Raw genomic sequence first — 23,513 nt, 5'->3', positions numbered from 1 at the left:
AGGACCGCAGAAGGGCCGAAGGATGCTGAACGGGGCCTGAGGGCGAACGGCTCAGAACCCGGGGAAGACACCCCGCAGTTCGTCCAGGCTGAGCGAGTCGCCGTCGAGGGCCACCCCGGCCGGCGTGTGCGCGGGCGCGTGGCGACCGGTCGTGAGCCGCAGCCACCACTCTGCCGGCGCGCGCAGCACGGCGTCGGGCCCGCTCGGCACCTCCTCGGCGAGCTGGACCGTGTCGTGCACGACCAGCCCGAAGGAGCGCTCCGGCTCGTGCGTCCGCACGGCGATACGCACCGCGCGCCCGCCCAGTACGTCGGCCTTGCCGAGGAAGCCGATGAGCATGCCGGCCTGGTCCAGAAGCAGTTCGACGGCCACGGGCGCCAGGGTGGCCGCGTGGTCGAACGCGACTTCCACGTCCCAGGTGTGGTGGGTGAACTCGCCGAGTCGCAGGCCCGCGACGGTGGCCACGTCCACGGGCACCGGCAGGAAGCCGAGGTCGACCCGCAGGTCCTTCCGTGCCTGCGCGTCAAGGCCTTCGTAGCGGCTGACCAGTGCCTCGTCGGCGGTCACGAAGGCTTCGGCCCGCTCGACGGGGGACATCGCGTCCCAGCGCGCCCACACGGACTTGTTGAAGTCCGCGCCCGGCGCACCGGTTCCACCCAACGCGCCCTCCAGCGTGGCCAGGCCTATCTCGGCGCCGCTGCCCAGATGGCTGAGCACCTGCGAGACGTCCCAGTCCGCCGCCCCGGACGGTCGTCGCAGGTCAGCGGTGGCCAGGCCGTGCACCACGGCGGTGAGGTAGTCGTGCCCGCTGCGCAGGGCGTCGATGGTCAGGTCGGCACGTTCGGTCATGGTCGTCTCCAGAGAAGGGCGAGCAGGGTGTGTCGCACGATTCAACTCCCTGCGGATGCCCGCGGATTCCCCCAGCCGACCGGTGTTGCGTCGCCTCCTCACACGAAGGTCTGCCCGTCCCTCGTCCCGGCCGCGACCCACAAGGCGATCTGCGTGCGGGATCGCAGGCCGAGCTTGTCGCGGACCTTGTCGAGGTGGGTGGCGACCGTGCGGGTCGACAGGCCCAGGCGCTCCGCGATGTGGCGGTTGGTCAGGCCTTCGGCGACGAGTTCGGCCACCATGAACTCCCGTCCGGTGAGGGTGAGGAGGAGCTCGGGGGCCTTCGCTGCGCCCGGGGTCCTTCGGGGGGCGCCGTCCGCTGCCCGGAGGGCGTAGGCGACAAGCCGCTCCCCGCGCAGGCGGCGGCTGCCGCTGACCGCTGCCTCGCGCGCGGCCGGCGACAGCCGTGTCCTGGCGTGCGCCGCCGTCTGCTCCACCCGGCGCCGCCAAGGGGTCTCGGCCTCGGTGTCCAGGCCGCGACGGGCCTGCACGCTCGCCTCGTACAGTCGTAGGGCTCGCTGCATGTCACCGCTCTCGGCGGCCACCAGAGCAAGGCCCTCGACGGGGTACAGCGCGTGGAAACTTGCCTCCGGGACGATCCGCAGCACTTCGGCGAACAGTTCCTCCGCGCTGTCCAGCCGGCCCAGCGCGAGCCGTACGGCGCCCGCGGTGTGCAGGGCGGCGGCGGTCCGGCTCCATGGCGCGCACTCCCTGATCACCGGCAGGCAGCGGGACATGAGCACGTCGGCCTCCGCCTCCCCGCCCGCTTGGAGCAGCGCCCAGGCCAGGTGGTGGGTGCACCACGCGGTGTCCTGTGGTCTGCCGAGCTCGGTGACGATGTCCAGGCACGCGCGCAGGTCCGCGACGGCCGGGGCGGATTCGCCTCGGCACAGATACGCCGCAGCCCGCGCGTCCAGAGCGTTGGCGAGGCCCGCGGGGTGGTCGCGCCCGCGTTCCAGGTCCACCGCCCGGTCGCCCAGGTGCAGCGCCTGGACGGGGTCGGCCCGCTGGCAGGCCACGCGCGCGGCGAGCGCGAACGCCGCGCCGCCGGACGCCCGGCGGTCTGCGTCCCGCAGCAGTTCGGTCAGCAGCGGGCGGGCGGCCGACGGCTGCTCCTGCTGGTAGTGCACGCGCGCCAGTTCCAGCGCCAGCCGCGCTTGCGGGGTTCCCTCCGGGCCGGTGGAAGAGGCCAGGGCGGCCGCGAGATTGTCCCGCTCGGCGGCCAGCGGGCTGCCGGCCTGGTCGGCGAACACCTCGTCCTCTGCCCGGTCCGCCAGGTCGTTCAGCCAGCGAAGGGCCCGTTGCCGGGTGGCGTGCAGTTCGCCGGATGCGAGGAGGCGCTCCATGGCGTAGGCCCGGATGGCGCTCAACTGCCGGAAGCGTGCCGCCTCTTCGTCTCCGGATGCCTGTCCGGATGCGTCTGCCCGTCCGACTCCGGGCAGGCGGCTGATCAGGGACTTGGCCTCAAGCGCGCAGAGGATGCGGAGGATCTGCCGCGGCGCGACGCCGTCACCGGCGCAGACAGCCTGCGCCGCGGCCGTGTCGAACCCTCCGACGAGAACCGAGAGGCGCCGGAAGACCGCTTGTTCGGCCGGATCGAGCAGCCGGTGGCTCCAGTCGATCGCGGCGGCGAGCTCGCTGTGGCGCCGGGGGCCGGTTCTGCTTCCGTCGGCCAGGAGGGACAGCGCGGACACCGGAGGCAGGAGCGGTATTCGGGGCAGTGGGGAAAGCTGGTCGTCAAGTCCCGCCAGGATGTCGCCCAGGGGAAGGGTTCCTGCCCGGCGCGCCGCGAGTTCGATGGCGAGCGTCAGGCCGTCCAGTCGTCGGCAGATCTCGGCGACGATCCTGCCGTTGCCCCGGTGGAGACGGAATCCGGGTGCGCGGCCGGCGGCGCGGTCGACGAACAGCCGGACGGCATCGGCCCGCAGCAGGGCCACCGGGTCGTCCGAGGCATCGGCGGGCGGCAGGGGCAGTTCGCCGACCCGGACGACGACCTCACCGGGCACCCGCAGGGCTTCCCGGCTGGTGGCGAGGATCCGTAAGCGGGGGCAGTGGCTCAGCAGGGTCGCGGTCAGCCGGGCGCACGGTTCGGCCAGATGCTCGCAGTTGTCGAGGATCAACAGCCGCGGGGCGTCGCCGATCGCCCGGACCAGGGCGTCGACGCCGGACCGGCCCGCCCGTTCGGCCACGGTCAGACCGGCGGCGACGGACTGCGCGAGCAGGGCGCCGTCCTGCAGCGCGTCGAGTTCGACCAGGTGGACGCGTCCGTGACGCCGGGGCGCGTCCTTGGCGAACTCCAGAGCCAGCCGTGTCTTGCCGACGCCGCCTGCCCCGGTCAGGGTGACGAGCCGCGACGTCCGCAACAGGGCACACAGGTGCGACAGTTCCTGCCGCCGGCCCACGAAGGAGTCGAGGGCCCGCGGCAGGTCGCGCCCCTGGACGGTCGCGGGATCCGCGGCCGGCGTGACAGGTGGCGCGGTCGGCGGCGTCCTCGGAGGACCCCCGGTCGCCGCCGACCGCTGTCTGAGGGCGCGTTGCCTGCACGCGTTGGAGCAGTAGCGAGCCGGCCGACCGCCCCCGTGCAGGCGCGGGGTCAGCGCCGCGCCGCACACCTCACACGTCAGGCTCCGGGTCATCCCCGGTTCCTGGCCATGTGTGTCCGGGACGAAACCATCGCGGCCCTCTCCGTGTCAGGGCGTGGCGGCGGGCCTGATGCCGAGTACGACGGTGCCGGTCACGCCCTTGCCCAGGTCGCTGCCCGTCTGGGTGAGGGTCAGCAGGGTCGAGGATCCGCCGTTGCGGTAGATGCCGTCCCTGGCGTTGAGCGTGCGGGTCGCCGTGTTGCTCCGGTAGGGCGCCAGGGCGGCGACTTTGGTGTTGTACGTCTCGGGGAAGTACAGCTGGCCCGTGTGGGACACATGGCCGCCGTGATACGTCCCGTTGGACACCGTGCCGCCCGCATGGGTCTTCACATGGATGTGGAGGGCGCGGCCGACATACCAGCCGGGGTAGATGGTGGCGAACTCCGCGACGCCTGTGGAGTCGGTCAGTTGGACACCGCGCAGGAAGGTGGTGTCCGGGGTGGAGCCGCCGGCCACGTATCCCGAGTACACCCCCAGGGCGTCGCAGTGCCATATGTCGACCGCCGTGTTGGGCAGCGGGGAGCAGGTCGCGGTGTCGACCACCGTGACGCGGAGGGTGAGCGGCACGCCGGCCTTGCCCTCGGTGATGTTCTTGCGGACCGTCTCCAGGTCCAGGTAGTACGGCCCCTCGGTCTGCTCGGGCGTGAGGACGCAGGCGGCGGCCAGTGGGGCAGGAGGCTGGGCCGCGGTGTTCCGCTCCGCGGCGGCGGTGGCCTGCGCGGCCGTGAGACCCAGGGCCGCCACTCCGAGGGTCGCGCCGCCCAGCGTCGCGATGACGGATCTGCGGGTGGCGCCGGCCGGAGGGGCGACCGGCTCGGAACCGCGCTCCGGTTCCGCTGAATTGAGGTGGGGGGTGTCAGTCATGGGGCTGACGATGGCGCGCACGACCGCCGCCGGGATCGGTCGAACGACCGAGGAATCGGGCGCGTTACGAAACTCACCGCGCCCCGCTCACGGCACCGGCGCTGTTGCGCGTGCTGTCCCAGAAGCTCGACCTGCCGTCGATCGGCGGCGGCGACAAGCCAGGAGGTCCGCAATTTCATCCGCTCCCTGGAACTGCTCGCACATCGTTGGCTTCGGACACTGCGGTTGTCCCCCGGTGCCGCCGGGGGTGCTCCCGCTGCGGAACCGGGGGACAGCGGGAGCGAATTGACCCCGGTTGCGCGGCTAGCGTTCCGATACAGGAGCGCCCCCGCAGGCATCCTCCGGAAACGAGCGCCCGACCGAAGGAGCCGTACCCCATGGACCGGACCGATGCCACGCGCCGCAGCGTGCTCTCGCTCGGCGCCGCGGCCGCCGCCACACCGTGGCTCGGCACGGCGCGTGCCGACGCCCGGACCCCGCCCCCTGCCGACGCCGCGCCCGGCCCGCTGGACGACCTCGGCATCACCGAGCTGCGCAAGCGCATGGAGGACGGAGAGCTCGACGCCGTACGGCTCACCCGCTACTACCTGGACCGGATCGAACGGATCGACCCGCTCCTGCACGCGGTGATCGAGGTCAATCCCGACGCGCTCGGGGAGGCCCGGCGGCTGGACGCCGAACGGCATCCGCGCGGGCCGCTGCACGGCATGCCCGTCCTGATGAAGGACCTGGTGGAGACCGCGGACCGGATGCACACCACCGCCGGATCGCTCGCCCTGGAGGGTCTGCGGCCGGCAAGGGACGCCACGGTCGCGGCCCGGTTGCGTGCGGCAGGCGCTGTCATCCTCGGCAAGACCAATCTGAGCGAATGGGCCGGCGGCCTGTCGCTCACCCACCACGCCGGCTGGAGCGCCCGGGGCGGGCAGACCCGCAACCCGTACAAGCTGGACCGCTCGCCGAACGAGTCCAGCTCCGGTACGGCGGTCGCCGCGGCGGCGAGCCTGTGCGTGGGCGGAATCGGTACCGAGACGAACGGTTCCATCATCGACCCGGCCTCGGCGAACTCCGTCGTGGGGGTGAAGCCGACCGTCGGGCTCGTCGGGCGCGGTGGTGTGATCCCCGGCGTGCCGAGTCAGGACAGCGTGGGTCCGATCGCGCGCACGGTCCGCGACGCCGCGATCCTGCTCGGCACCCTCGTCGGTGTCGATGCCCGCGACCCGGCGACCGAGGCGAGCCGCGGTCACTTCCACCGTGACTACACCCGGTTCCTGCGCGCCGACGGCCTGCGCGGCGCGCGTATCGGCGTGCCCCGAGCCGTGTACTTCGGCTACAGCCACCACGCCGACGAGATCGCGGAGCGGGCGATCTCCGTGCTGCGCGCGGCCGGAGCCACCGTGGTCGACCCGGCCGACATCCCGACGGCCGAGCAGTTGGAGGACCTGCCCAGTTCCATGGTCGTCCAGGCCTACGAGTTCAAGCGGGCGCTCAACGCCTACCTGGCCGGCGTCCCTGGTGAACACCCGCGCAATCTGGCCGAGTTGATCGAGTTCAACCGTGCGCACGCCGACCGCGAACTCCGTTACGTCCGCCAGGACGGGCTGGAAGCGGTGCAGCGGCTGGACTTCTCCGAGCGCGAGTACCGCGAGGCGCTGGCCACCAACCACCGGCTGTCCCGCGCCGAGGGCATCGACGCCGTGCTGCGCCGTCACCGGCTGGACGCGCTGGTCATGCCGACCACCGGACCACCCGCCAAGATCGACCTGGTCCTCGGGGACAGCTATGGCGGCGGTGCGTCGACGCCCGCCGCCCTTGCCGGGTACCCCGCGGTCAGCGTCCCGGCCGGTTTCGCGTTCGGTCTGCCGGTCGGCGTGACGTTCATGGGTACGGCATGGAGCGAGCCGACCCTGCTCCGCCTGGCGTACGCCTACGAGCAGGCCTCCCGCGTCCGCCGCCCTCCGACGTACCGCCCGGCCGACATCGGCTTCTGACTCGGGACGGCCGTCCGCCGGCCGATCGATCGTCCGATCAGCACCACGGACTTCTACTCGGCCGGCAGGGCCTCCCGCATCAACTTCGCGGTGGACGCCGGGTCGTAGCCCTCGGGAACGCCGCCGACCAGGATGATGTCGCCCTCGATGTGCCGCGCGCGCAGCGGTGCGATCTCCTGGTAGGCGGGTGAGTCCCACCAGGCCCGCGCCTCGGCGATCCCGGGGAAGCCGATCACCACGACATGCCCGGGCCAGCCGCCCTCCTTCACCTCGTGCTGAGTGCCGTGTACGAGGAAACGGCCGCCGTACGGCTCGAAGGTGGCCGGGATGCGCTCCATGTACTCGGCGATCTCGGGGTGCGGGGCGGCCTCCTGCAGATGAGCTATGGCGTAGGCGGGCATGGTGTCCTTCCGGTTTGTCGGGTCGTCCGGCTCCGTACACCGACAACCATGCCAAGCGGTCGCGCCGGGGTCGATGACCTCGGAGGTAAGACGGCGGCCGACGCCGCGCAGGTCACCGAAGCGGTTCGCCGTCCGGAACCGGCGAGCAAGCTGATCGTCCGACGCAGCCGATGCCGTGGGCTGCCCCAGGTCAGCGCACCCTCCCGCGCGGTTTCAGCGGCACCGGCGGGAGTTCGGGTGCGGGCAGTGCGGCGCCGTCGTAGCCCTTCACCTCACCGAAGCGTGAGCCCGTCATCCAGTCCGAACGGGCCTGCGCGATGTCCTCGTTGGACCGGCCGATGAAGTTCCACCACATGACCAGTTCCTCGTCGAACGGCTCGCCGCCCAGAAGCATCAGGCCCGCGTCCGACAGGGCGCGCAGCGGGAGTTCGGTGCGGCCGCAGCCGAGGTAGAGCATGGAGCCGGGCAGCAGCGGGACGCCGTCGACATGGGCCTCGCCGGACATGGACAGCACGGCGTACTCGAAGTCGGGCTCCAGCGGCAGGCGCAGGTCGGCGCCCGCGGAGAGGGCGAGGTCGGCGCCGACGATCGGGGTGTACGTCGTACCGGGCGACGTCGCGCCGTCGACGCTGCCGAGGATGAGCGTGGCCTTGAGGCCGGGCGCCGTCACGACGGGCAGTTCGGCGTGGTGCTCGAAGTGCGGGTCGGTGTGGCGGTGACCGTCCGGGAGGGCGACCCAGAGCTGCGCGCCGTGCAGCAGGCGGGCGTGCGCCTTGGGGCTCTCCTCCGAGTGGCTGATCGCGCGGCCCGAAGTCATCAGGCCCAGTTCACGCGGGCGGATGGTCTGCAGGCTGCCGGTGGAGTCGCGGTGCAGGACCTCGCCGTCGTGCAGCCAGCTGACCGTCTGCAGCCCCATGTGCGGGTGCGGGGGAACCTGCATGCCGGGCTCGTCGGCGATGTCGTCGGGCCCGTAGTGATCGACGAAGCACCACGCACCGATCATGCGGCGGCCCAGGTTGGGCAGCAGACGGCGGACTTCGGTGGACTCGCCGAGCTTGACCCGGCGGGGACTGAGGAGTTCACGGACCGGTTCGGCCACCACGAAACCGCGGCCTCCACAGAGCGCGGGTACCGCCTCACGATCAAGATTGCTCATGGCGCACAACCTAGCCCTGCCGGGGACCCTCCGTCAGTCCGTCGATCCGCCCATTGAGGGGCACTTGGCTCGGAACCGGCGCGGGACCCGGGCCTGCGATCATCGACGCGTGCGCCCTTGGTCGCCCTCGGTCAAAAATAGTAGCCATGGACATAGTAGCCATGTATGGTTTCCGTCATGAGTTCGGTATCCGAGGGCGCGACGCCCGGTTTCCTCGTCTGGCGTCTGTCGATGAAGTGGCGCGTGGCCGTCGACCGCGCGGTCGCACCGCTCGGCCTCACCCACGCGCAGTACTCGCTGGTGGCGTCGCTGTACGGCCTGCACCGGGACGGTCGGCGGCCCAGCCAGCGGCAGCTCGCCGACCACACGGGACTTGAGGCTCTGTACGTCTCGAAGCTGGCCCGCGCCCTGGAGACGGCCGGGCTCGTCGACCGGACGAGGGATCCCGTGGACCCTCGGGCGATTCAGCTGTCACTCACCGAGGAAGGGCGCGAGGTCACACGCCGGGCCGTCCGGGTCGTCCAGGGGCTTCTGGACCAGCTCCTCGAACCCCTCGGCGGTCTCGACGGCGAGCGCACGAAGGCCCTCAGCCAGGAGCTGGTGACCCTGCTCGACGTACCACTGGACCCACAGCCCACCCCGCACGACTGAGCGAGACGCACCAGCACCGCAGGCACGACCCGAACAGGACGCACGAGACACACGACCGGGACACACAACAAGGAGCAGCCATGTCCACCACCACTCCCCCCGTCACCCCCGCCCCCTCGGTCAACGGTCAGGTCATCGGCCTCGCCCACTACGCGAGCCGGGCCCTCCTGGAGGCCGTGCTGGCCCGCACGGGAACCAGCTTCAACGAGTCGGTGGCCCTCAGGGCCGTCGCCGACAACGGCGGGACCGTCGAGCGTGCCTGGCTCGTGGCCCGTCTCACCGGAGCCCTGAAGATCGCGGAGTCGGCTGCGTCGGAGACGGTCGACGAGATGGCCGAGCGGAAGACACTGGACACGCCCGCGGCCGGGCAGGTGTCGTTGACGGACAGCGGCCGGGAGCTGTTCGAGGGCATCCGCGTCGGCGGCAACCGGATCGCGGCCCGGCTGTACGCGGGCATTCCGGCCGAGGACCTGGCGGCCGCGGGGCGCGTACTGACGCTGGTCACCGAGCGCGCCAACGCGGAACTGGCCGACGCGTAGCGCACCGAAGTCTCCACGCCGGCCCGCCGACCCTCCGCCAAGGTGGTGGAATATTCAACCAGCAGGCTCGGTTGTGGCCGTCGAAGGAGGTCAGCAGTGAACACGACGTACTACGACCACGGAACGGCCGCGGAGCGCTGGGAGCGGGCGCGGATGTTCTTCGATGCCAAGGAATACGCCACCGCCGCGCGGATTCTGGACGGGCTGGTCGAGGAGGTGCCCGAGCAGGCAGGGCCGCGGCTGCTGCTGGCGCGTTCGTACTACCACTCGGCCCAACTTCGGCGCGCGGAGACGGAGTTGCGCGTTCTCGTGGAGCGTGACCCGGTGGAGCACTACGCCCGGCTGATGCTGGGCCGCACGCTGGAGCGCCAGGGACGCCACGACGAGGCCGGGTCCCACCTGCGGATCGCCTCGGCGCTGGCGGGCGACTTCGAGCAACTGTAAATCGCAGGCACAGCAGGAGGCCGAGCCCCGGGCACAGGGGCTCGGCCTTTTGCCGTACCGGCTACGCCACCCGGCCGCCGTACGTCCGCTTCCCCCTCCGGTACGCGATCTCACCGAGGAGCACATCCACCGCGATGAACACGGCGAGCGGGATGCCGAGCAGCGGGACCAAGTAGCCGAGCACCGCGACGGCCGCCATGAGCGGGACCAGGAGCTGTGCGGGGACCTGTTGCCAGGCGCCGCGCGGGATGGGGCGGCCGAACGCGGAGGCACGGCCGCGCCGCCACCACATGAGGTAGCCCCAGACGATGAGCAGGACCAGGGACAGCGCGAGGGCCATCAGGGCGATCTGGTTGGCGAATCCGAAGAGGACGCCGGTGTGGGCGTCGATGCCCCAGCGGGTCAGCTTGGCGAGCAACGGGTAGTCGGCGAAGCGGAGTTCGTCGGTCACCTCGCCGGTCGCCGGGTCCACCGCCACCGAGTCCTGCTTCTCGGGCCAGCTGCGCTGGATCTGCCGGACGACGTAGGCGGAGGAGGCGTCGGCCGGCACGACGATCTCGACCGGGTCGCCCAGGCCCTTGGCGCGGGCGGCCGCGAGGACCTTGTCGAGGCCCACGCCGTGGTCGGTGCCGCCGGCCGCGGCGCCGGATCCATGGCCCGCGTGCTCGCCGCCTGCCGCCGCCGACACGGAGGGCGTCGCCTGGTCGAGCGAGGTCCGCAGGTCGTCGATGTTCGCACCGGCGTACGTCGACCAGGTCAGGCCGGTCGCCGAGAGGAAGAAGAATCCGGCGGCCGCCCAGACACCGACCGTGCCGTGCAGGCCGAGGGTGCGACGCCGCCCGCTGGTGCCGCGCACCTTGCGCTGGGCGCGGCGGCGGCCGAACCACAGCACGAGCCCGCCGCCCGCGATCACCCACAACCAACTGGCCGCCAGCTCGCTGTAGAGGCGCCCGTTCTCGCCGAGCTGGAGGTTCGCGTGCAGCCCGTCGATCCAGGTGCGCAGCGGGAGCGCGCCGGTGGACCCGTACTGCTCCAACGACCCGCGCACCTTGCCGGTGTACGGGTCGACGAAGACGGCGAGGGTGTGGTCCTCGTCGACGCCGGGAACGCCGGAGAGCAGCACCCTGGTCGTCGCGTCGGCCTCCGGCGAGGGACGTACGGCCGAGAGCGTGCCCTCGGGGTGCGCCTTGCGGGCTGCGGCGACCTGCTCGCCGATCGGCAGCTTGGTGTCACCGACCGGAACGGTCAGCTCATGCGCGTAGACGATCTTCTCGGCCTGGAACGAGGCGGCGTACAGGCACCCCGTCAGGGCGGCGACCAGCAGGAACGGGGCGATCAGCAGCCCGGCGTAGAAGTGCAGGCGCAGGACCAGCGGGCGCAGGACGGGCCCCAGGCCACGGGCCGACGTCGGTGTCGGAGTCGGCGAGTCGGACTGAGGGGAGTCGTCCGCCTCGGTCGAGGGAGCGGTGGTCATCGGCGGGTTCTCCGTGGGCAGGGGACGGACTCGGGCCAAGGGCAGGGGAGTTCACCTTGGCGGTCCAGTAGTCGGCCCCGTCCGTCACCGAGTTCCCGGCCTTTCGTGTGATGTGGAGCACAGGGGGTGCGTGCGGGAGACGTCGAGCCGCCTCGCACCGCGCGATTCCGCTTGGCATCCTGGCGCGATGGCATCCGAACGTGACCCCAGCACCTCCCGCCCGCTGAGCGACCGGATCGAGGAACTCCTCGCCCACGAAGGCCCGCTGCCGATCGTCGCCGCCGGGGACCCCGTGCTGCGCCGCGCCGCCGAGCCCTTCGACGGCCAGCTGGAGCCGGGCCTCCTGGCCCGTTTCATCGCGGCGATGCGCGCGACCATGCACGCGGCGCCGGGTGTCGGACTCGCCGCGCCGCAGGTCGGCGTGGCCCTGCGGCTCGCGGTCATCGAGGACCCGGCGCCGGTGTCGCAGGAGGTGCGGCTCGCGCGGGGCAGGGAGCCGCAGCCCTTCCGGGTGCTGGTCAATCCGTCGTACGAGGCGGTCGGCGCGGGCCGGGCCGCGTTCTTCGAGGGCTGCCTGAGCGTGCCGGGCTGGCAGGCGGTGGTGGCGCGCCATGCCGAGGTGCGGCTGAAGGCGCTGGACGAGCACGGCCGCACGGTCGACGAGGTGTTCACGGGCTGGCCCGCGCGCATCGTCCAGCACGAGACGGACCATCTGGACGGCATGCTCTACCTCGACCGCGCCGAGCTGCGCTCCCTGTCCGCGAACCAGGCGGTCGCGGAGCGCTGGATGCAGCCGACCCCCGAACAGGCCGCACGGGAACTGGGGTTCACGCTCCCCGACTGACGGCCGTCGTCCGGCAACCGTCCTCTGACACCCGTCTGCCGGACCGCACGGCATCGGTGAACAACACCGGTGAAAACACCGGCCAAAAAACCGAAGGCGCGCCGCACGCTCTTCCCGCTACCGTGAAGGCATGTCTACGCCCCGGCTCTCTTAGCTTCAGGACCCGCTTCCACGCCACCCGTGTGTCCTTTCGCTGATTGATCCCCCGGAGCGTTTCTCATGATCACCGTCCGCGGTGCGGACGTGCGCGTCGGCGCCCGTCTGCTGCTGTCCGACATCTCCTTCCACGTCTCCCCCGGCGACCGCATCGGCCTGGTCGGCCGCAACGGCTCGGGCAAGACGACCCTCCTGAACACCCTGGCGGGCGAGGCGCGGCCCACCGCCGGGTCCGTCTCGCGCAGCGGGGCGCTGGGTTACCTGCCGCAGGACTCCCGCGCGGCCGACCCCGCCGTGACGGTCACCGACCGGATCCTGTCGGCGCGCGGCCTCGACCGGGCCGTACACGCGCTGCGGGCCGCCGAGACGGCGATGGCCGAGGCGGCCGGACCCGGCTCGCAGGAGCGGGCGATGGACGCCTATGTGCGCGCGGAGGCCGAGTTCCAGGCGCACGGCGGGTACGCCGCCGAGGCGGAGGCCGCCCGGGTCGCCGCCGGACTGGGGCTGCCGACGCGCGTGATGGACCAGCCTGTCGGCGCCCTGTCCGGCGGGCAGCGGCGCCGCGTCGAGCTGGCCCGCATCCTGTTCGCGGGCCACGGCACACTGCTCCTCGACGAGCCGACCAACCACCTGGACGCCGACTCGATCGCCTGGCTGCGCGCCTTCCTGACGAACCATCAGGGGGGTCTCGTGCTCATCAGCCACGACACCTCACTGCTGGCCGAGACGGTCAACCGTGTCTTCCACCTCGACCCGCGGCGCGCCGCGCTCGACGTGCACAACACCGGCTGGCACGCCTACCTCGCCCAGCGGGACGCCGCCGAGCGCCGCCGTGCGCGGGAGCGGGCGAACGCCGAGCGCAAGGCGGCGACCCTGCACACGCAGGCGGACCGGATGCGCGCGAACGCGGGAACCTCGATGGCGGCGAAGAACATGGCACGCCGCGCCGACCGTCTGCTGGCCGAACTGGAGCCGGTGCGGCAGACGGACCGGGTGGCCAGGATCCGGCTGCCCGAGCCCGCCCCCTGCGGACGGATGCCGCTCGGCGCCGTCGCCCTCGCCAAGTCGTACGGCGAGCGCCAGGTGCTGAGCGGCGTGGACCTGGCCGTCGACCGGGGCAGCCGGCTGGTCGTCCTCGGCTTCAACGGGGCGGGCAAGACGACGCTGCTGCGCCTGCTGGCCGGACACGAGAGGCCGGACGGCGGGCGGGTGGTCCACGGCCACGGACTGCGCGTCGGCTACTTCGCGCAGGAGCACGACACGCTCGACCCGTCCGGCACGGTCCGCGGCCACCTGGGCGCGGCCGCGCCGCACCTCACGGACGGCGAGGTGCGGCGTGTGCTCGGCTCGTTCCTGTTCACCGGTGACGACGCCGACAAGCGCATCGGGGTCCTGTCCGGCGGCGAGAAGACCCGGCTCGCGCTGGCGGGCCTGGTCCACTCCGGTGCGAACGTGCTGCTCCTGGACGAGCCCACCAACAACCTGGACCCGGCCTCCCGCGCCGAGGTGCTGGCAGCGGTGGGCACGTACCCGGGCGCGATCGTCATGGTCACCCACGACGAGGGCGCGATCGCGGCCCTGCGCCCGGACCGGGTGCTGCTGCTCCCGGACGCGGACGAGGACCTGTGGAGCGAGGAGTACCTTGAGCTCGTCCGGCTGACCTGATGGGGCCGCCTACTTGTCCCGGTAGGCCTCCAGCAGTCGCAGCCACACCTCGCTCACCGTCGGGTACGACGGCACGGCGTGCCACAGGCGGCTGATGGGCACCTCCCCGGCGACGGCGACCGTCGCCGAGTGGATCAGCTCGCCGACGCCGGGGCCGACGAAGGTGACGCCGAGCAGGACCTCGCGTTGCACGTCGACGATCATGCGGGCGCGGCCGCGGTAGCCGTCGGCGTACAGACCCGCGCCGGCCACCGAGGAAAGGTCCACGTCGACGGCGCGGACGCGGTGGCCGGCCTGTTCGGCCTCGGCGAGGGAGAGTCCCACGGCCGCCGCCTCCGGGTCGGTGAAGACGACCTGGGGTACGGCCGCGTGGTCGGCGGTGGCGGCGTGTGCGCCCCACGGGTCCGTCTCCAGCAGGGGGGCGCCCTCGGCGCGGGCGGCGATGGCGGCACCGGCGATGCGGGCCTGGTACTTGCCCTGGTGGGTGAGGAGTGCACGGTGGTTGACGTCGCCGACGGCGTACAGCCATTCGCTGCCGAGCACGCGCAGGCTGTCGTCGACAGTCAGCCACGAGCCGGGCTCCAGGTCGACCGTGTCGAGGCCGAGGTCGTCGGTGCGCGGAGCGCGGCCGGTGGCGAAGAGGATCTCGTCGGCCTCGATGCGGTCGCCCTTGTCGGTGAGCACCACCACGGCGGAGCCCTCCCGGGTGACCGCGGACACCGAGGTGCCGGTCCGTACGTCCGCGCCCGCCTCGGCGAGGGCGTCGAGGACCAGTTCCCCGGCGAACGGTTCCATGCGGGGCAGTACGCCCTTGCCGCGGACCAGGAGGGTGACCTGCGAGCCGAGGGACTGCCAGGCGGTCGCCATCTCCACGGCGACCACACCCCCGCCCACCACGACGAGCCGGCCGGGCACGGCGGGCGCGCTGGTGGCCTCGCGGCTGGTCCAGGGCTTGACCTGGGCGAGCCCGGGCAGGTCGGGCAGGAGGGCGCGGCTGCCTGTGCACACGACGACGGCGTGCCGGGCGGTGAGCACGTGCCGCGCGCCGTCCGGCCCGTCGACGGCGACCGTGCGCGGCCCGGCCAGCCGGCCGTGTCCACGGTAGAGGTCGGCACCGATGCCGCTGAGCCAGTCGACCTGGCCGTCGTCCTTCCAGTGGGAGGTGTAGTCGTCGCGGTGTGCGAGGACCGCGGGAGCGTCGAGGGGACCCTGCACGGACTGGCGCAGTCCGGGCACGCGCCGGGCGTCGGCGCGGGCGATGGCCGCGCGCAGGAGGGCCTTGCTGGGCATGCACGCCCAGTACGAGCACTCGCCGCCGACCAGCTCGCTCTCCACGACCGCGGTGGAGAGACCGGCCGCACGGGTGCGGTCGGCGACGTTCTCCCCCACGGGTCCGGCACCGAGCACCACGACGTCGTAGGCGATGGATTCCGTTTCCGTCATGGGGCCAGTCTGGTGGGTGGTGTGCGCGCTGACCACACGGGTACGCGCGCGGAATACGCCGCGGCGGTGCGGCGTTCTCAACAGCGGCTTGGCCCCCGAGCCCCGACATTCAGGAAGAGGGATGCACGCCATGAGCAGCACCGTGGAGCTCACCAAGGAGAACTTCGACCAGACGGTCACGGAGAACGAGTTCGTCCTGATCGACTTCTGGGCGTCCTGGTGCGGGCCGTGCCGTCAGTTCGCCCCGGTCTACGAGAAGGCCGCGGAGGCCAACCCCGACCTGGTCTTCGCCAAGGTCGACACGGAGGCGCAGCCCGAGCTGGCCCAGGCCTTCGACATCCGCTCGATCCCGACGCTGATGATCGTCCGCGACCAGGTGGCGATCTTCTCCCAGCCCGGAGCGCTGCCCGCCACCGCACTCGACGATGTCATCGGGCAGGCCCGGAAGCTGGACATGGACGAGGTCCGCAAGTCCGTTGCCGCGCAGCAGGCACAGCAGGGCGAGTAGCTCTCCGTCCCGGCGTCGGATCCCGATCGGATCCCGGCGATCAGAAGGGGTACGTCGCCACGTCCCCGCGCACTGTCGTCCAGCGCACGTCGGTGAAGGCCTCCAGGTTGGCCTCGCCGCCGAAGCGGGCGCCGGTGCCGGAGGCGGCGATGCCGCCGAAGGGCGCGACGGCCTCGTCGTTGACGGTCTGGTCGTTGATGTGGGCGATGCCCGTCGGGATGCGCTCGGCGAGATCGAGGCCGCGCGCGGTGTCCCGGGTGACGATGCCCAGCGACAGGCCGTAGGGGCCCTCGGAGGCGAGGGCCGCGGCCTGTTCGGCGGTGGTGAAGGAGCGCACCGGCGCGACCGGGCCGAAGACCTCCTCGCTGTACGCGGGGGTCGCGTCGTCGACTCCGGCCAGCACCGTCGGCCGGTAGAACAGCCGCTCATGGGTGCCACCCGCCGCGAGCTTCGCGCCGCGCGCCGTGCTGGCCTCCACCAGGCCGTGGATCTTGGCGAGTTGGGCGTCGTCGATGATCGGACCGAGGTGCACCTGCTCGCGGTACGGGTCGCCGACGGCGAGCGCTTCGGCCTTCGCGGCGAGCCGTTCGACGTACTCCTCGTACAGGGAGGCGTGCACGAGATGGCGTCCGGTGGTCATGCAGATCTGGCCCTGGTGGAAGAACGAGCCCCATGCGGCCGTGGAGATCACCGCGTCGAGGTCGGCGTCCTCCAGCACGATCAGGGCGGAGTTGCCGCCCAACTCCAGGTGCACGCGCTTGAGATGACGTCCCGCCGCCTCACCGACCGCGCGTCCGGCGGCCGTTGAGCCGGTGAAGGAGACGACGGGCACCAGAGGGTCCGCCACCAGCGCCTGGCCGGTCTCGGCACCGCCCGGCAGGACGTGCAGCAGCCCCTCCGGCAGCCCGGCCGCCGCGAAGACCGCCGCGAGGACGAGGCCGCCGCAGACGGCGGTGCGCGGGTCCGGCTTCAGCACGACACCGTTGCCGAGCGCGAGCGCGGGGGCCACCGAACGGATCGAGAGGATCAGTGGCGCGTTGAAGGGCGCGATCACGCCGACGACACCGACCGGGACCCGCCGGGTGTACGACAGCCGGGGCGCCTCCGACGGCAGGATCTGGCCGGTGGGGCGGGAGACGAGCGCGGCCGCCTCGTAGCACTCCTGGGCGGCGACGTGCAGCTCGAAGTCGGCCTTGCCGGGTATCGAGCCGGACTCGCGCACGATCCAGTCGCGCAGCTCGTCGGCGTGCTCGGTGAACAGGTCGCCGGCCTTGCGCAGGGCGGCGGCACGGACGAAGTGCGGGGCCCTGGCCCAGTCGGCCTGGGCCGCGCGGGCTTCCTGCGCGGCCGTGGCGACGTCCTGGGCGGCGGCGAGCGTGACGGTGGCGAGCGTGTCGCCGGTGGCGGGCTCCGTGACGGCGTACTCACCCCCGGACAGGGTGCGGGACTGCCAGGTCTTGGGGTCGAGCAGCGGCATGACGCTCTCCGATCGATCACTGTCGCCGGTGGAATTCACAGGGCGAGAGGGAGTCCCGTGTAGTTCGCGGCCAGTTCGGCGGCCGCGGGCCGGGATGCCGTGATTCGGCGCAGCCGTGCGAGCTGCATCCGGTGTTCGAAGGCATCCCCATCTGGTTGAGCGTGCAACATCTTAGTCATGTCGTACGAGAACCGCGTCGCCTGCCAGACCCGGTCGAGACACATCTGCGAGTAGCGGTCGAGAAGTCGGGCGGATCCGGTGCGGTGCAGCTCGGCGAAACCGCGGGCCAGTACGCGGACGTCGGCCACGGCGAGGTTGAGGCCCTTTGCGCCGGTCGGCGGCACGATGTGGGCGGCGTCCCCGGCCAGGAAGAGTCGTCCGTGGCGCATCGGCTCGTGGACGCAACTGCGCATCGGGGTCACCGACTTGGTGGTGATCGGTCCGCGTTCAAGGCGCCAGTCGCCGTCGATCGCGAAGCGCGCGTCGAGCTCGTCCCAGATGCGGTCGTCGGGCCAGTCCCGCAGGTCCGCGCCGTCCGGGACCTGGAGGTAGAGGCGGGAGACGGCCGGTGAGCGCATGCTGTGCAGCGCGAATCCGCTCTCACCGCGCGCGTAGATCAACTCCTCGCAGGAGGGCGGCACTTCGGCGAGGATCCCGAGCCAGGCGTAGGGGTAGTCGTGCGCGTATGTGCGGCTCACCTCGGGCGGAAACGCGTTGCGCGCGATGCCGTGGGATCCGTCGCAGCCGACGACCCAGTCGCAGCTCAGGGTCTGCTCCCGGCCTTCGTGCACGAAGCGCACCACGGGCGAGTCACTCTCCGCCTTCTCGACGCCGAGCGCCTCGGCCTGGAACAACAGCGGTGGTCCGTCGGCGAGTTGGAGGCCGACGAGGTCCTTCACGATCTCCGTCTGGGGGTAGATGGTGACGGTACGGCCGCCGGTGAGCGCCGGGAAGTCGAGGTGGTGGCGTTCACGGTCGAAGCGCAGCTCGATGCCGTGGTGGGTGAGGCCCTCCAGGTCGAGGCGGTCGGCGGCGCCGCACTCGCGCAGCGCGTCGACCGTGCCCTGCTCCAGCATTCCGGCGCGCTGGCGCTGCTCGACGTACGCACGCGCTCTGCTCTCCAGGACGACGCAGTCGATGCCCGTCCGGTGCAGCAGTCTGGCCAGCAGCAGTCCGGCAGGGCCTCCGCCGATGATGCCCACCGTGGTCCGCATGACGCGCCTCCCATGGGATACGACAGCAGGATCTCAGCTGGAGTCGCGGTGCACGACCGTTGCGCCCAGGACCTCGTGCGCCTCGGGCGCGGCGCCCGGTTCCCGTACCGCGCGGTCGACCAGTTCCGCCAGGTCGCGCCCGGACGGCAGATCGATGTGGACCGTGCTCAGGCGTGGCCGCAGCAGTCGGCCGAGCATCAGGTCGTCGGCGCCGACGACGGCCGTCTCGTCCGGGATGCGGATGCCCTCGTCCTGGAGGGCGCGCATCAGGAGCATGGCGTACTCGTCGTTGTACGCGAAGACGGCGTCCAGGCCGAGAGAGCGCCAGCGTCCGGCGAGGCGGGCCGCGGCTTCCTCGTCGTACGCCAGTGGCAGTTCGGTCACCGTCGCGTCCATGCCGTGCAGGGCACGGCGTACGCCTTCGAGACGGGGCGCGGAGAAGACCTCCAGGCCGGGTTCCTCGGGCACCACGACACCGATGCGGCGCCGGCCGCGGGCCGCGAGATGGGCGCCGGCGCTGTGGCCGACCTTGTGGTGGTCCATGAGCAGCGCGTGCGCGCCCTCGACCCGATCGGGCCCCAGCGTGACGACGGCCCGCGCGCCGGAGCGCTTGAGGACGGCCACTCCCTGCGGACCGAGGCTGCTGCCGGGCACCAGCACGGCGACCGGCCGCAGCTCTGCCCAGGCCCGGGCGGCCTCGTCGCCGTGCAGGCCGACGCTGCCGTGCTGCACGACGGTGTAGTCGAGGCGGCTCAGCGCCCACTGGAGTTCGTTGAGGAACTGGCTGTAGAGCGGGCCCACCGGCACGGGCGGCGCGGGCATCAGGACCATTCGGCTGTGCCCGGCGCGCAGGCTGCGCGCGGCGGCGTGCGGGACGTATCCCAGTTCCTTCGCCGCTGCGTGGACGCGGCGGCGGGTGGGTTCGCTGATGCGGACGGCGCTGGTGTTGTTGAGGACGTAGGACACGGTCGCGCGCGAGACGCCTGCCAGACGGGCCACGTCGGCACTCGTCGGCACGGAGCGCTGGGCGGGCGGTTGCGGTATCTGCTGCACCATGACGTACGGCATCCTTGCAGAAGCCGGCCGCGGGCTCGGGGCCGGGTGAACTTCCGGCGCGGGAACGTGCCTCGGGGCAGGCGGCCCGCACTCCGCAGCGCGGCTCGGGCAGACCTATCCGCTGCGCCGCCCGGCGGCCTCAGCTCACCGGTTCGGTGCGGGTCACGCGCGCCACCAGGTCCAGCCAGCCGGCCTCCAGCCGTTCCAGGGGCATGCCGCACTGCTTGGTCAGGTGATGGGCCAGGACGGGGTCGAGGTACCCCATCAGCGTGTGGGCGAGGAGTTCGCAGTCGCCGTCCGGGACCGCCTGCCGCAGCAGCAGGGTGACATGACCGGCGAGAACGCGGCGGGGCGCGGCCGAGAAGCGGCGGGCCGGGTCCGGTTCGGCCGCCAGTTGCAGTTCCAGCGCGTCGACCGAGCGGCGCAGGACCGCGCAGCCGAACGCCCGCAGCCGCTCGACGGGCGGCGCCCCGGGTCCCAGCGGCGGCGGACCGCTGAGGAACGAGGCCTGGAGCTGCTTCTCGGAGTGATCCAGCAGCGCCATCAGCAGGCCGGTGCGGTCCCCGAAGCGGCGGAAGACGGTGCCCTTGCCGACCTGGGCCGCGGCGGCGACGGCTTCCATCGTCACCCCGGCCGCCCCGTGCTCCTCCACCAGCCGGGCGGCGGCCTCCAGCAGCCGGGCGCGGTTGCGGGCCGCGTCCGCGCGCAGGCAGGGCTCGTCCACGCCGGACGAAAGCTCCAGCAGGACGGGCTCGTCGGTCGATGCCTGGGGCTTCGGAAAGGGAGGCAGGGCGGCGGACATGAACACAGCGTAACGCGTCGGGAAGAAAACTGGACCGCGGTCCGTTTGGCTGGTAGTAATTAAAGCGGACCTCGGTCCGGTTCATTGCGGCCCTGTTTCAGCACCCTGGAGTCCCCATGTCTGTTCGCATCCTCGCGCTCGTCGGCAGCCTGCGTGCCGGTTCCCACAACCGCCAGCTCGCCGAGGCGGCCGTCAAGCTCGCTCCCGAGGGCGCGGAGGTCGAGCTGTTCGAGGGCCTGGCGGAGGTCCCCTTCTACAACGAGGACATCGACGTCGAAGGCGCCGTGCCTGCCGCCGCCGCGCGCCTGCGCGAGGCCGCCGGCCGCTCGGACGCCTTCCTGCTCTTCTCGCCCGAGTACAACGGCACCATCCCCGCCGTCCTGAAGAACGCCATCGACTGGCTGTCGCGCCCGTACGGCGCCGGCGCCTTCACCGGCAAGCCGGTCGCCGTGGTCGGTACCGCCTACGGCCAGTTCGGCGGCGTCTGGGCGCAGGACGAGGCCCGCAAGGCCGTGGGCATCGCCGGCGGCACCGTCCTGGAGGACGTCAAGCTCTCCATCCCCGGCTCCGTGGTCCGCTTCGCCGAGACCCACCCGGTGGACGACGCCGAGGTCGCCGGCCAGCTCACCGAGGTGATCAGCCGCCTCCACGGTCACGCGGAGACGGCCACCACCGCGGCCTGACACCGACGCCTCACCCCTCGACACCTCGGTGCCGAACGGCCCCGGCCGTACGGTGACTGACGCGGCTCAGCCGAGCTCGCTCAGCCGCCGGACGACCGGGGCCGCGATGCGTTCTATCCACGCGGCGGGCTCCTCCTCGCGCGGTCCCACGATCACGGTGTCGACCCCGAGCTTCGCGTACTCGGCCATCTCCCGCGAGAACGCGTCGACGTCACCTTCTCCCGGGGCGCCGCCCGCGGGCACGATCGTCGTGCGGATGTCGGCGTAGTCGCGCCCCACGGCATCGCAGTGCCCGCGCAGCACGTCCAGCTTGTGCGCGGTCTCCGCCGGGGACGAGGTGATCAGGTTGCACGCGTCCGCGTACCGGGCGACCAGCCGCAGCGTCTTCTTCTCCCCGGTGCCGCCGATCATGATCTCCGGATGCGGTGCGCTCACCGGCGCGGGAACACAGAGCGTCTCGGCAAGCCGGTAGTGGGTGCCCTCGAAGGGGCCGTTGGTGTCCGGGTCCCACATCTGCAGGCAGATCCGCAGCGTCTCCTCCAGCCGTTCGAAGCGCTCGGCGAGCGGCGGGAACGGAACGCCGAGCCCCTCGTGCTCACGGTCGTACCAGGCCGCGCCGATACCGAGCGTGGCCCGGCCGCCGGACAGTACGTCGAGCGTGGTGGCGACCTTGGCCAGCAGCCCGGGGTGGCGGTAGGTCACGCCGGTCACCAGCGCGCCGAGGCGGACCGTGGAGGTGTGGGCGGCGAGGTAGCCAAGAGTCGTGTAGGCCTCCAGCATGGCGTCCTCGGCGCCGCCGTTGAACTCCATCTGGAAGTAGTGGTCCATGACCGACAGCCAGCTCACGCCCGCGGCCTCGGCGGCGGCACCGGTCGCGGCCAGCTCCGGGCCGAGGCCGACCGCGCCCCGGGGGTGATTGAACCGAGTGATGTGGACGCCCAACCGCATGTCCGTCTCCCGTCGTGTCCCGTCGTGCCGAGACCTCTGCCGGATCGGTCACCGGCTCCGGTGACGCTAGTTCTTGGAGGGCTCTCGAAGTCAAGCCCTGCCGTCGAGGGACGGCCCGGTGTCAGGATGACCTGCCGTCGAGGGACGGCCCGGTGTCAGGATGACCTGCCGTCGACGGACGACCCGGGCCAGGATGACCTGCTGTCACAGCGGGCCTGTGCCATGACGGCCGGATGGCGACAGCGATACTGAGCCACGACGTTCGGGGGCCGCGGCGACGGCCACCCGCCGGATGGCGGGACACTTCCGCCGTACGGCGGCGTCCGCGCCCGGGGCGGGGCGCCGACGATGACCGTACGAGCCGCCGGAACGGCACCCGACCCGTTCGAGGAGTAACCATGCCCCTGGTCCCGCCCCCGTTCGACCCCGAACTCGCCGCCGCCCTGGAGCTGGTCGGCGAGCTGGTCCCTCCCGCCATCACGCTGGACCATCTCCCGGTCGCGAGGGAAGGCGTCGGCGCCCTGCTGCCGCCCGACGAGACGCTCACCGGGGGCGGCGCCTTCGAGGTCGAGGACCGGACGGTGCCTGGCCCTGCGGGCGCGCCCGACATCTCGCTGCTGATCTGCCGTCCGGCCGCGCCGGCGCACGACGACCCGCGTCCCGTCGTCTACCACGTCCACGGCGGCGGCATGATCCTCGGCACGAACCGGTTCGGCATGGACGTGGTCCTGGAGTGGGCGAAGGAGCTGGACGCCGTCGTCGTGTCGGTGGAGTACCGGCTGGCGCCGGAGAACCCCTACCCGGCCGCCGTGGAGGACGTCTACGCCGGACTGCTGTGGACGGCCGAGCATGCCAAGGAGGTCGGCGGCGACGCCGAGCGGATCGTGATCGCCGGCTCCAGCGCCGGCGGCGGCCTGACCGCCGCGCTGGCCCTTCTCGCCCGCGACCGCGGGGGCCCGCGGCCGCTCGGCCAGGTCCTGATGTGCCCGATGCTGGACGACCGCAACGACAGCCCGTCCGTGCGGCAGATGGAGGGCATCGGCATATGGGACCGTACGTCCAACGAGACAGGCTGGACCGCACTCCTCGGCGAGCGGCGCGGCGGCCCGGACGTACCCGCGTACGCCGCACCGGCCCGGGCCGAGGATCTGACGGGGCTGCCGGCGACCTTCCTCGACGTCGGCTCCGCGGAGACGTTCCGGGACGAGGTCGTCGCGTACGCCTCGCGCCTCTGGCAGGCCGGCGGGCGCGCAGAGCTGCATGTGTGGCCCGGCGGTTTCCACGGCTTCGACGCCTTCGCCCCGCAGGCCGCGCTGTCGCAGACGGCCCGGGCGGCCCGGATTCAGTGGCTACGGCGGCTGCTCGGAGAGTGACCCGGTAGCGCACCATGGACGTATGAGAGAGCTGGCAGGGCGCCTGACCGCGCTGGATCCGGACGCCGGTGCAGCCGTTCGGGTCATCGCCTACTTCGACCGGCTGTCCGAGGCCCGGGCCGGCCTGGAGGCACTGGTCCGCGGCGCCGCCGTACTGGCCGGCTGCCCCGCCCGCCTCGCGGACCCCGACCGACGCGTCCACGTCCGCGTCGAACCCGACGGCATACGCCGCGACACCGACGCTCCACCGGATCCGACCTGGCCGTCCGCGGCACTGAGACCGGACACGCGAAAGCG

The 23,513-nt window shown here is 72.4% G+C and carries 21 protein-coding genes and 1 pseudogene; 10 read left to right on the top strand and 12 right to left on the bottom strand.

Annotated features, from left to right (window positions below; translation table 11 throughout):
- Positions 1-51: 51 nt before the first annotated feature.
- From ABZS97_RS16810 to ABZS97_RS16800, 3 genes are all read right to left on the bottom strand, one after another.
- Positions 52-849 carry a maleylpyruvate isomerase family mycothiol-dependent enzyme gene (locus ABZS97_RS16810; protein WP_356138346.1) on the bottom strand — a complete coding sequence of 266 codons (798 nt, stop codon included), beginning with the start codon at positions 847-849 and terminating at the stop codon, positions 52-54.
- 98 nt (positions 850-947) lie between these two features.
- The gene (locus ABZS97_RS16805) at positions 948-3,524 is read right to left on the bottom strand and encodes a LuxR C-terminal-related transcriptional regulator (protein ID WP_356138344.1); all 2,577 of its coding nucleotides are present in this window, start codon (positions 3,522-3,524) and stop codon (positions 948-950) included.
- A 54-nt stretch (positions 3,525-3,578) separates the two neighbouring features.
- Positions 3,579-4,394: an intradiol ring-cleavage dioxygenase gene (locus ABZS97_RS16800; RefSeq protein WP_356138342.1), complete on the bottom strand. Its 816-nt coding sequence runs from the start codon at positions 4,392-4,394 to the stop codon at positions 3,579-3,581.
- A gap of 377 nt (positions 4,395-4,771) precedes the next feature.
- Between ABZS97_RS16800 and ABZS97_RS16795 the strand changes: the two genes are divergently transcribed.
- Entirely contained in the window at positions 4,772-6,382 is a 1,611-nt protein-coding gene (locus ABZS97_RS16795) for an amidase (protein ID WP_356138340.1), read from the top strand.
- 53 nt (positions 6,383-6,435) lie between these two features.
- Here ABZS97_RS16795 and ABZS97_RS16790 read toward each other — a convergent pair whose 3' ends face one another.
- Complete coding sequence (locus ABZS97_RS16790; RefSeq protein ID WP_356138338.1) at positions 6,436-6,783, bottom strand: DUF1330 domain-containing protein; 348 nt, start codon at positions 6,781-6,783, stop codon at positions 6,436-6,438.
- Between the two features lie 190 nt (positions 6,784-6,973).
- Positions 6,974-7,939: a pirin family protein gene (locus tag ABZS97_RS16785; protein WP_356138336.1), complete on the bottom strand. Its 966-nt coding sequence runs from the start codon at positions 7,937-7,939 to the stop codon at positions 6,974-6,976.
- Positions 7,940-8,116: 177 nt separating this feature from the next.
- Between ABZS97_RS16785 and ABZS97_RS16780 the strand changes: the two genes are divergently transcribed.
- The 3 genes from ABZS97_RS16780 (at position 8,117) to ABZS97_RS16770 (ending at position 9,573) form a co-directional block, all read left to right on the top strand.
- On the top strand, positions 8,117-8,590 hold the full coding sequence (locus ABZS97_RS16780; RefSeq protein ID WP_356138334.1) for a MarR family transcriptional regulator: 474 nt from the start codon (positions 8,117-8,119) through the stop codon (positions 8,588-8,590).
- 80 nt (positions 8,591-8,670) lie between these two features.
- Positions 8,671-9,129 (top strand): MarR family transcriptional regulator, encoded by a 459-nt coding sequence (locus ABZS97_RS16775; protein WP_356138332.1) that lies wholly within the window; start codon positions 8,671-8,673, stop codon positions 9,127-9,129.
- A 96-nt stretch (positions 9,130-9,225) separates the two neighbouring features.
- Complete coding sequence (locus ABZS97_RS16770; protein ID WP_356138330.1) at positions 9,226-9,573, top strand: tetratricopeptide repeat protein; 348 nt, start codon at positions 9,226-9,228, stop codon at positions 9,571-9,573.
- 61 nt (positions 9,574-9,634) lie between these two features.
- Here ABZS97_RS16770 and ABZS97_RS16765 read toward each other — a convergent pair whose 3' ends face one another.
- Positions 9,635-11,047, bottom strand: a complete 1,413-nt coding sequence (locus tag ABZS97_RS16765) for a PepSY-associated TM helix domain-containing protein (RefSeq protein ID WP_356138328.1) — start codon at positions 11,045-11,047, stop codon at positions 9,635-9,637.
- A gap of 187 nt (positions 11,048-11,234) precedes the next feature.
- On the opposite strand from ABZS97_RS16765, the gene ABZS97_RS16760 reads away from it, so the two are divergent.
- On the top strand, positions 11,235-11,891 hold the full coding sequence (locus ABZS97_RS16760) for a peptide deformylase (protein ID WP_356138326.1): 657 nt from the start codon (positions 11,235-11,237) through the stop codon (positions 11,889-11,891).
- A gap of 219 nt (positions 11,892-12,110) precedes the next feature.
- The gene (locus ABZS97_RS16755; protein WP_356138324.1) at positions 12,111-13,712 is read left to right on the top strand and encodes an ABC-F family ATP-binding cassette domain-containing protein; all 1,602 of its coding nucleotides are present in this window, start codon (positions 12,111-12,113) and stop codon (positions 13,710-13,712) included.
- 9 nt (positions 13,713-13,721) lie between these two features.
- On the opposite strand, the gene ABZS97_RS16750 is transcribed toward ABZS97_RS16755, so the two are convergent.
- Complete coding sequence (locus ABZS97_RS16750; protein ID WP_356138322.1) at positions 13,722-15,155, bottom strand: NAD(P)/FAD-dependent oxidoreductase; 1,434 nt, start codon at positions 15,153-15,155, stop codon at positions 13,722-13,724.
- Between the two features lie 130 nt (positions 15,156-15,285).
- On the opposite strand from ABZS97_RS16750, the gene trxA reads away from it, so the two are divergent.
- The gene (trxA, locus tag ABZS97_RS16745; RefSeq protein ID WP_356138320.1) at positions 15,286-15,663 is read left to right on the top strand and encodes a thioredoxin; all 378 of its coding nucleotides are present in this window, start codon (positions 15,286-15,288) and stop codon (positions 15,661-15,663) included.
- A gap of 40 nt (positions 15,664-15,703) precedes the next feature.
- Here trxA and ABZS97_RS16740 read toward each other — a convergent pair whose 3' ends face one another.
- From ABZS97_RS16740 to ABZS97_RS16725, 4 genes are all read right to left on the bottom strand, one after another.
- On the bottom strand, positions 15,704-17,140 hold the full coding sequence (locus ABZS97_RS16740) for an aldehyde dehydrogenase family protein (protein ID WP_356138318.1): 1,437 nt from the start codon (positions 17,138-17,140) through the stop codon (positions 15,704-15,706).
- 35 nt (positions 17,141-17,175) lie between these two features.
- A complete protein-coding gene (locus ABZS97_RS16735) occupies positions 17,176-18,354 on the bottom strand; it encodes a 4-hydroxybenzoate 3-monooxygenase (protein ID WP_356138316.1) in 1,179 nt (392 codons plus the stop codon).
- Between the two features lie 33 nt (positions 18,355-18,387).
- Positions 18,388-19,422, bottom strand: a complete 1,035-nt coding sequence (locus tag ABZS97_RS16730; protein ID WP_356138314.1) for a LacI family DNA-binding transcriptional regulator — start codon at positions 19,420-19,422, stop codon at positions 18,388-18,390.
- A gap of 127 nt (positions 19,423-19,549) precedes the next feature.
- A complete protein-coding gene (locus ABZS97_RS16725) occupies positions 19,550-20,212 on the bottom strand; it encodes a helix-turn-helix domain-containing protein (protein WP_356138311.1) in 663 nt (220 codons plus the stop codon).
- A 116-nt stretch (positions 20,213-20,328) separates the two neighbouring features.
- Here ABZS97_RS16725 and ABZS97_RS16720 point away from each other — a divergent pair, with 116 nt between their 5' ends.
- Complete coding sequence (locus tag ABZS97_RS16720; RefSeq protein WP_356138309.1) at positions 20,329-20,895, top strand: NAD(P)H-dependent oxidoreductase; 567 nt, start codon at positions 20,329-20,331, stop codon at positions 20,893-20,895.
- A gap of 66 nt (positions 20,896-20,961) precedes the next feature.
- On the opposite strand, the gene ABZS97_RS16715 is transcribed toward ABZS97_RS16720, so the two are convergent.
- Complete coding sequence (locus ABZS97_RS16715; protein WP_356138307.1) at positions 20,962-21,843, bottom strand: LLM class F420-dependent oxidoreductase; 882 nt, start codon at positions 21,841-21,843, stop codon at positions 20,962-20,964.
- 398 nt (positions 21,844-22,241) lie between these two features.
- Here ABZS97_RS16715 and ABZS97_RS16710 point away from each other — a divergent pair, with 398 nt between their 5' ends.
- Positions 22,242-23,216 (top strand): alpha/beta hydrolase, encoded by a 975-nt coding sequence (locus tag ABZS97_RS16710; protein WP_356138305.1) that lies wholly within the window; start codon positions 22,242-22,244, stop codon positions 23,214-23,216.
- A 22-nt stretch (positions 23,217-23,238) separates the two neighbouring features.
- Positions 23,239-23,502, top strand: a pseudogene (locus ABZS97_RS16705) (hypothetical protein); the annotation flags it as partial.
- Positions 23,503-23,513 lie beyond the last annotated feature (11 nt).

It is taken from the genome of Streptomyces sp. NPDC005485 (assembly GCF_040606085.1).
Lineage (GTDB): Bacteria > Actinomycetota > Actinomycetes > Streptomycetales > Streptomycetaceae > Streptomyces.
This window is presented reverse-complemented; position numbering and strand designations above follow the sequence as displayed.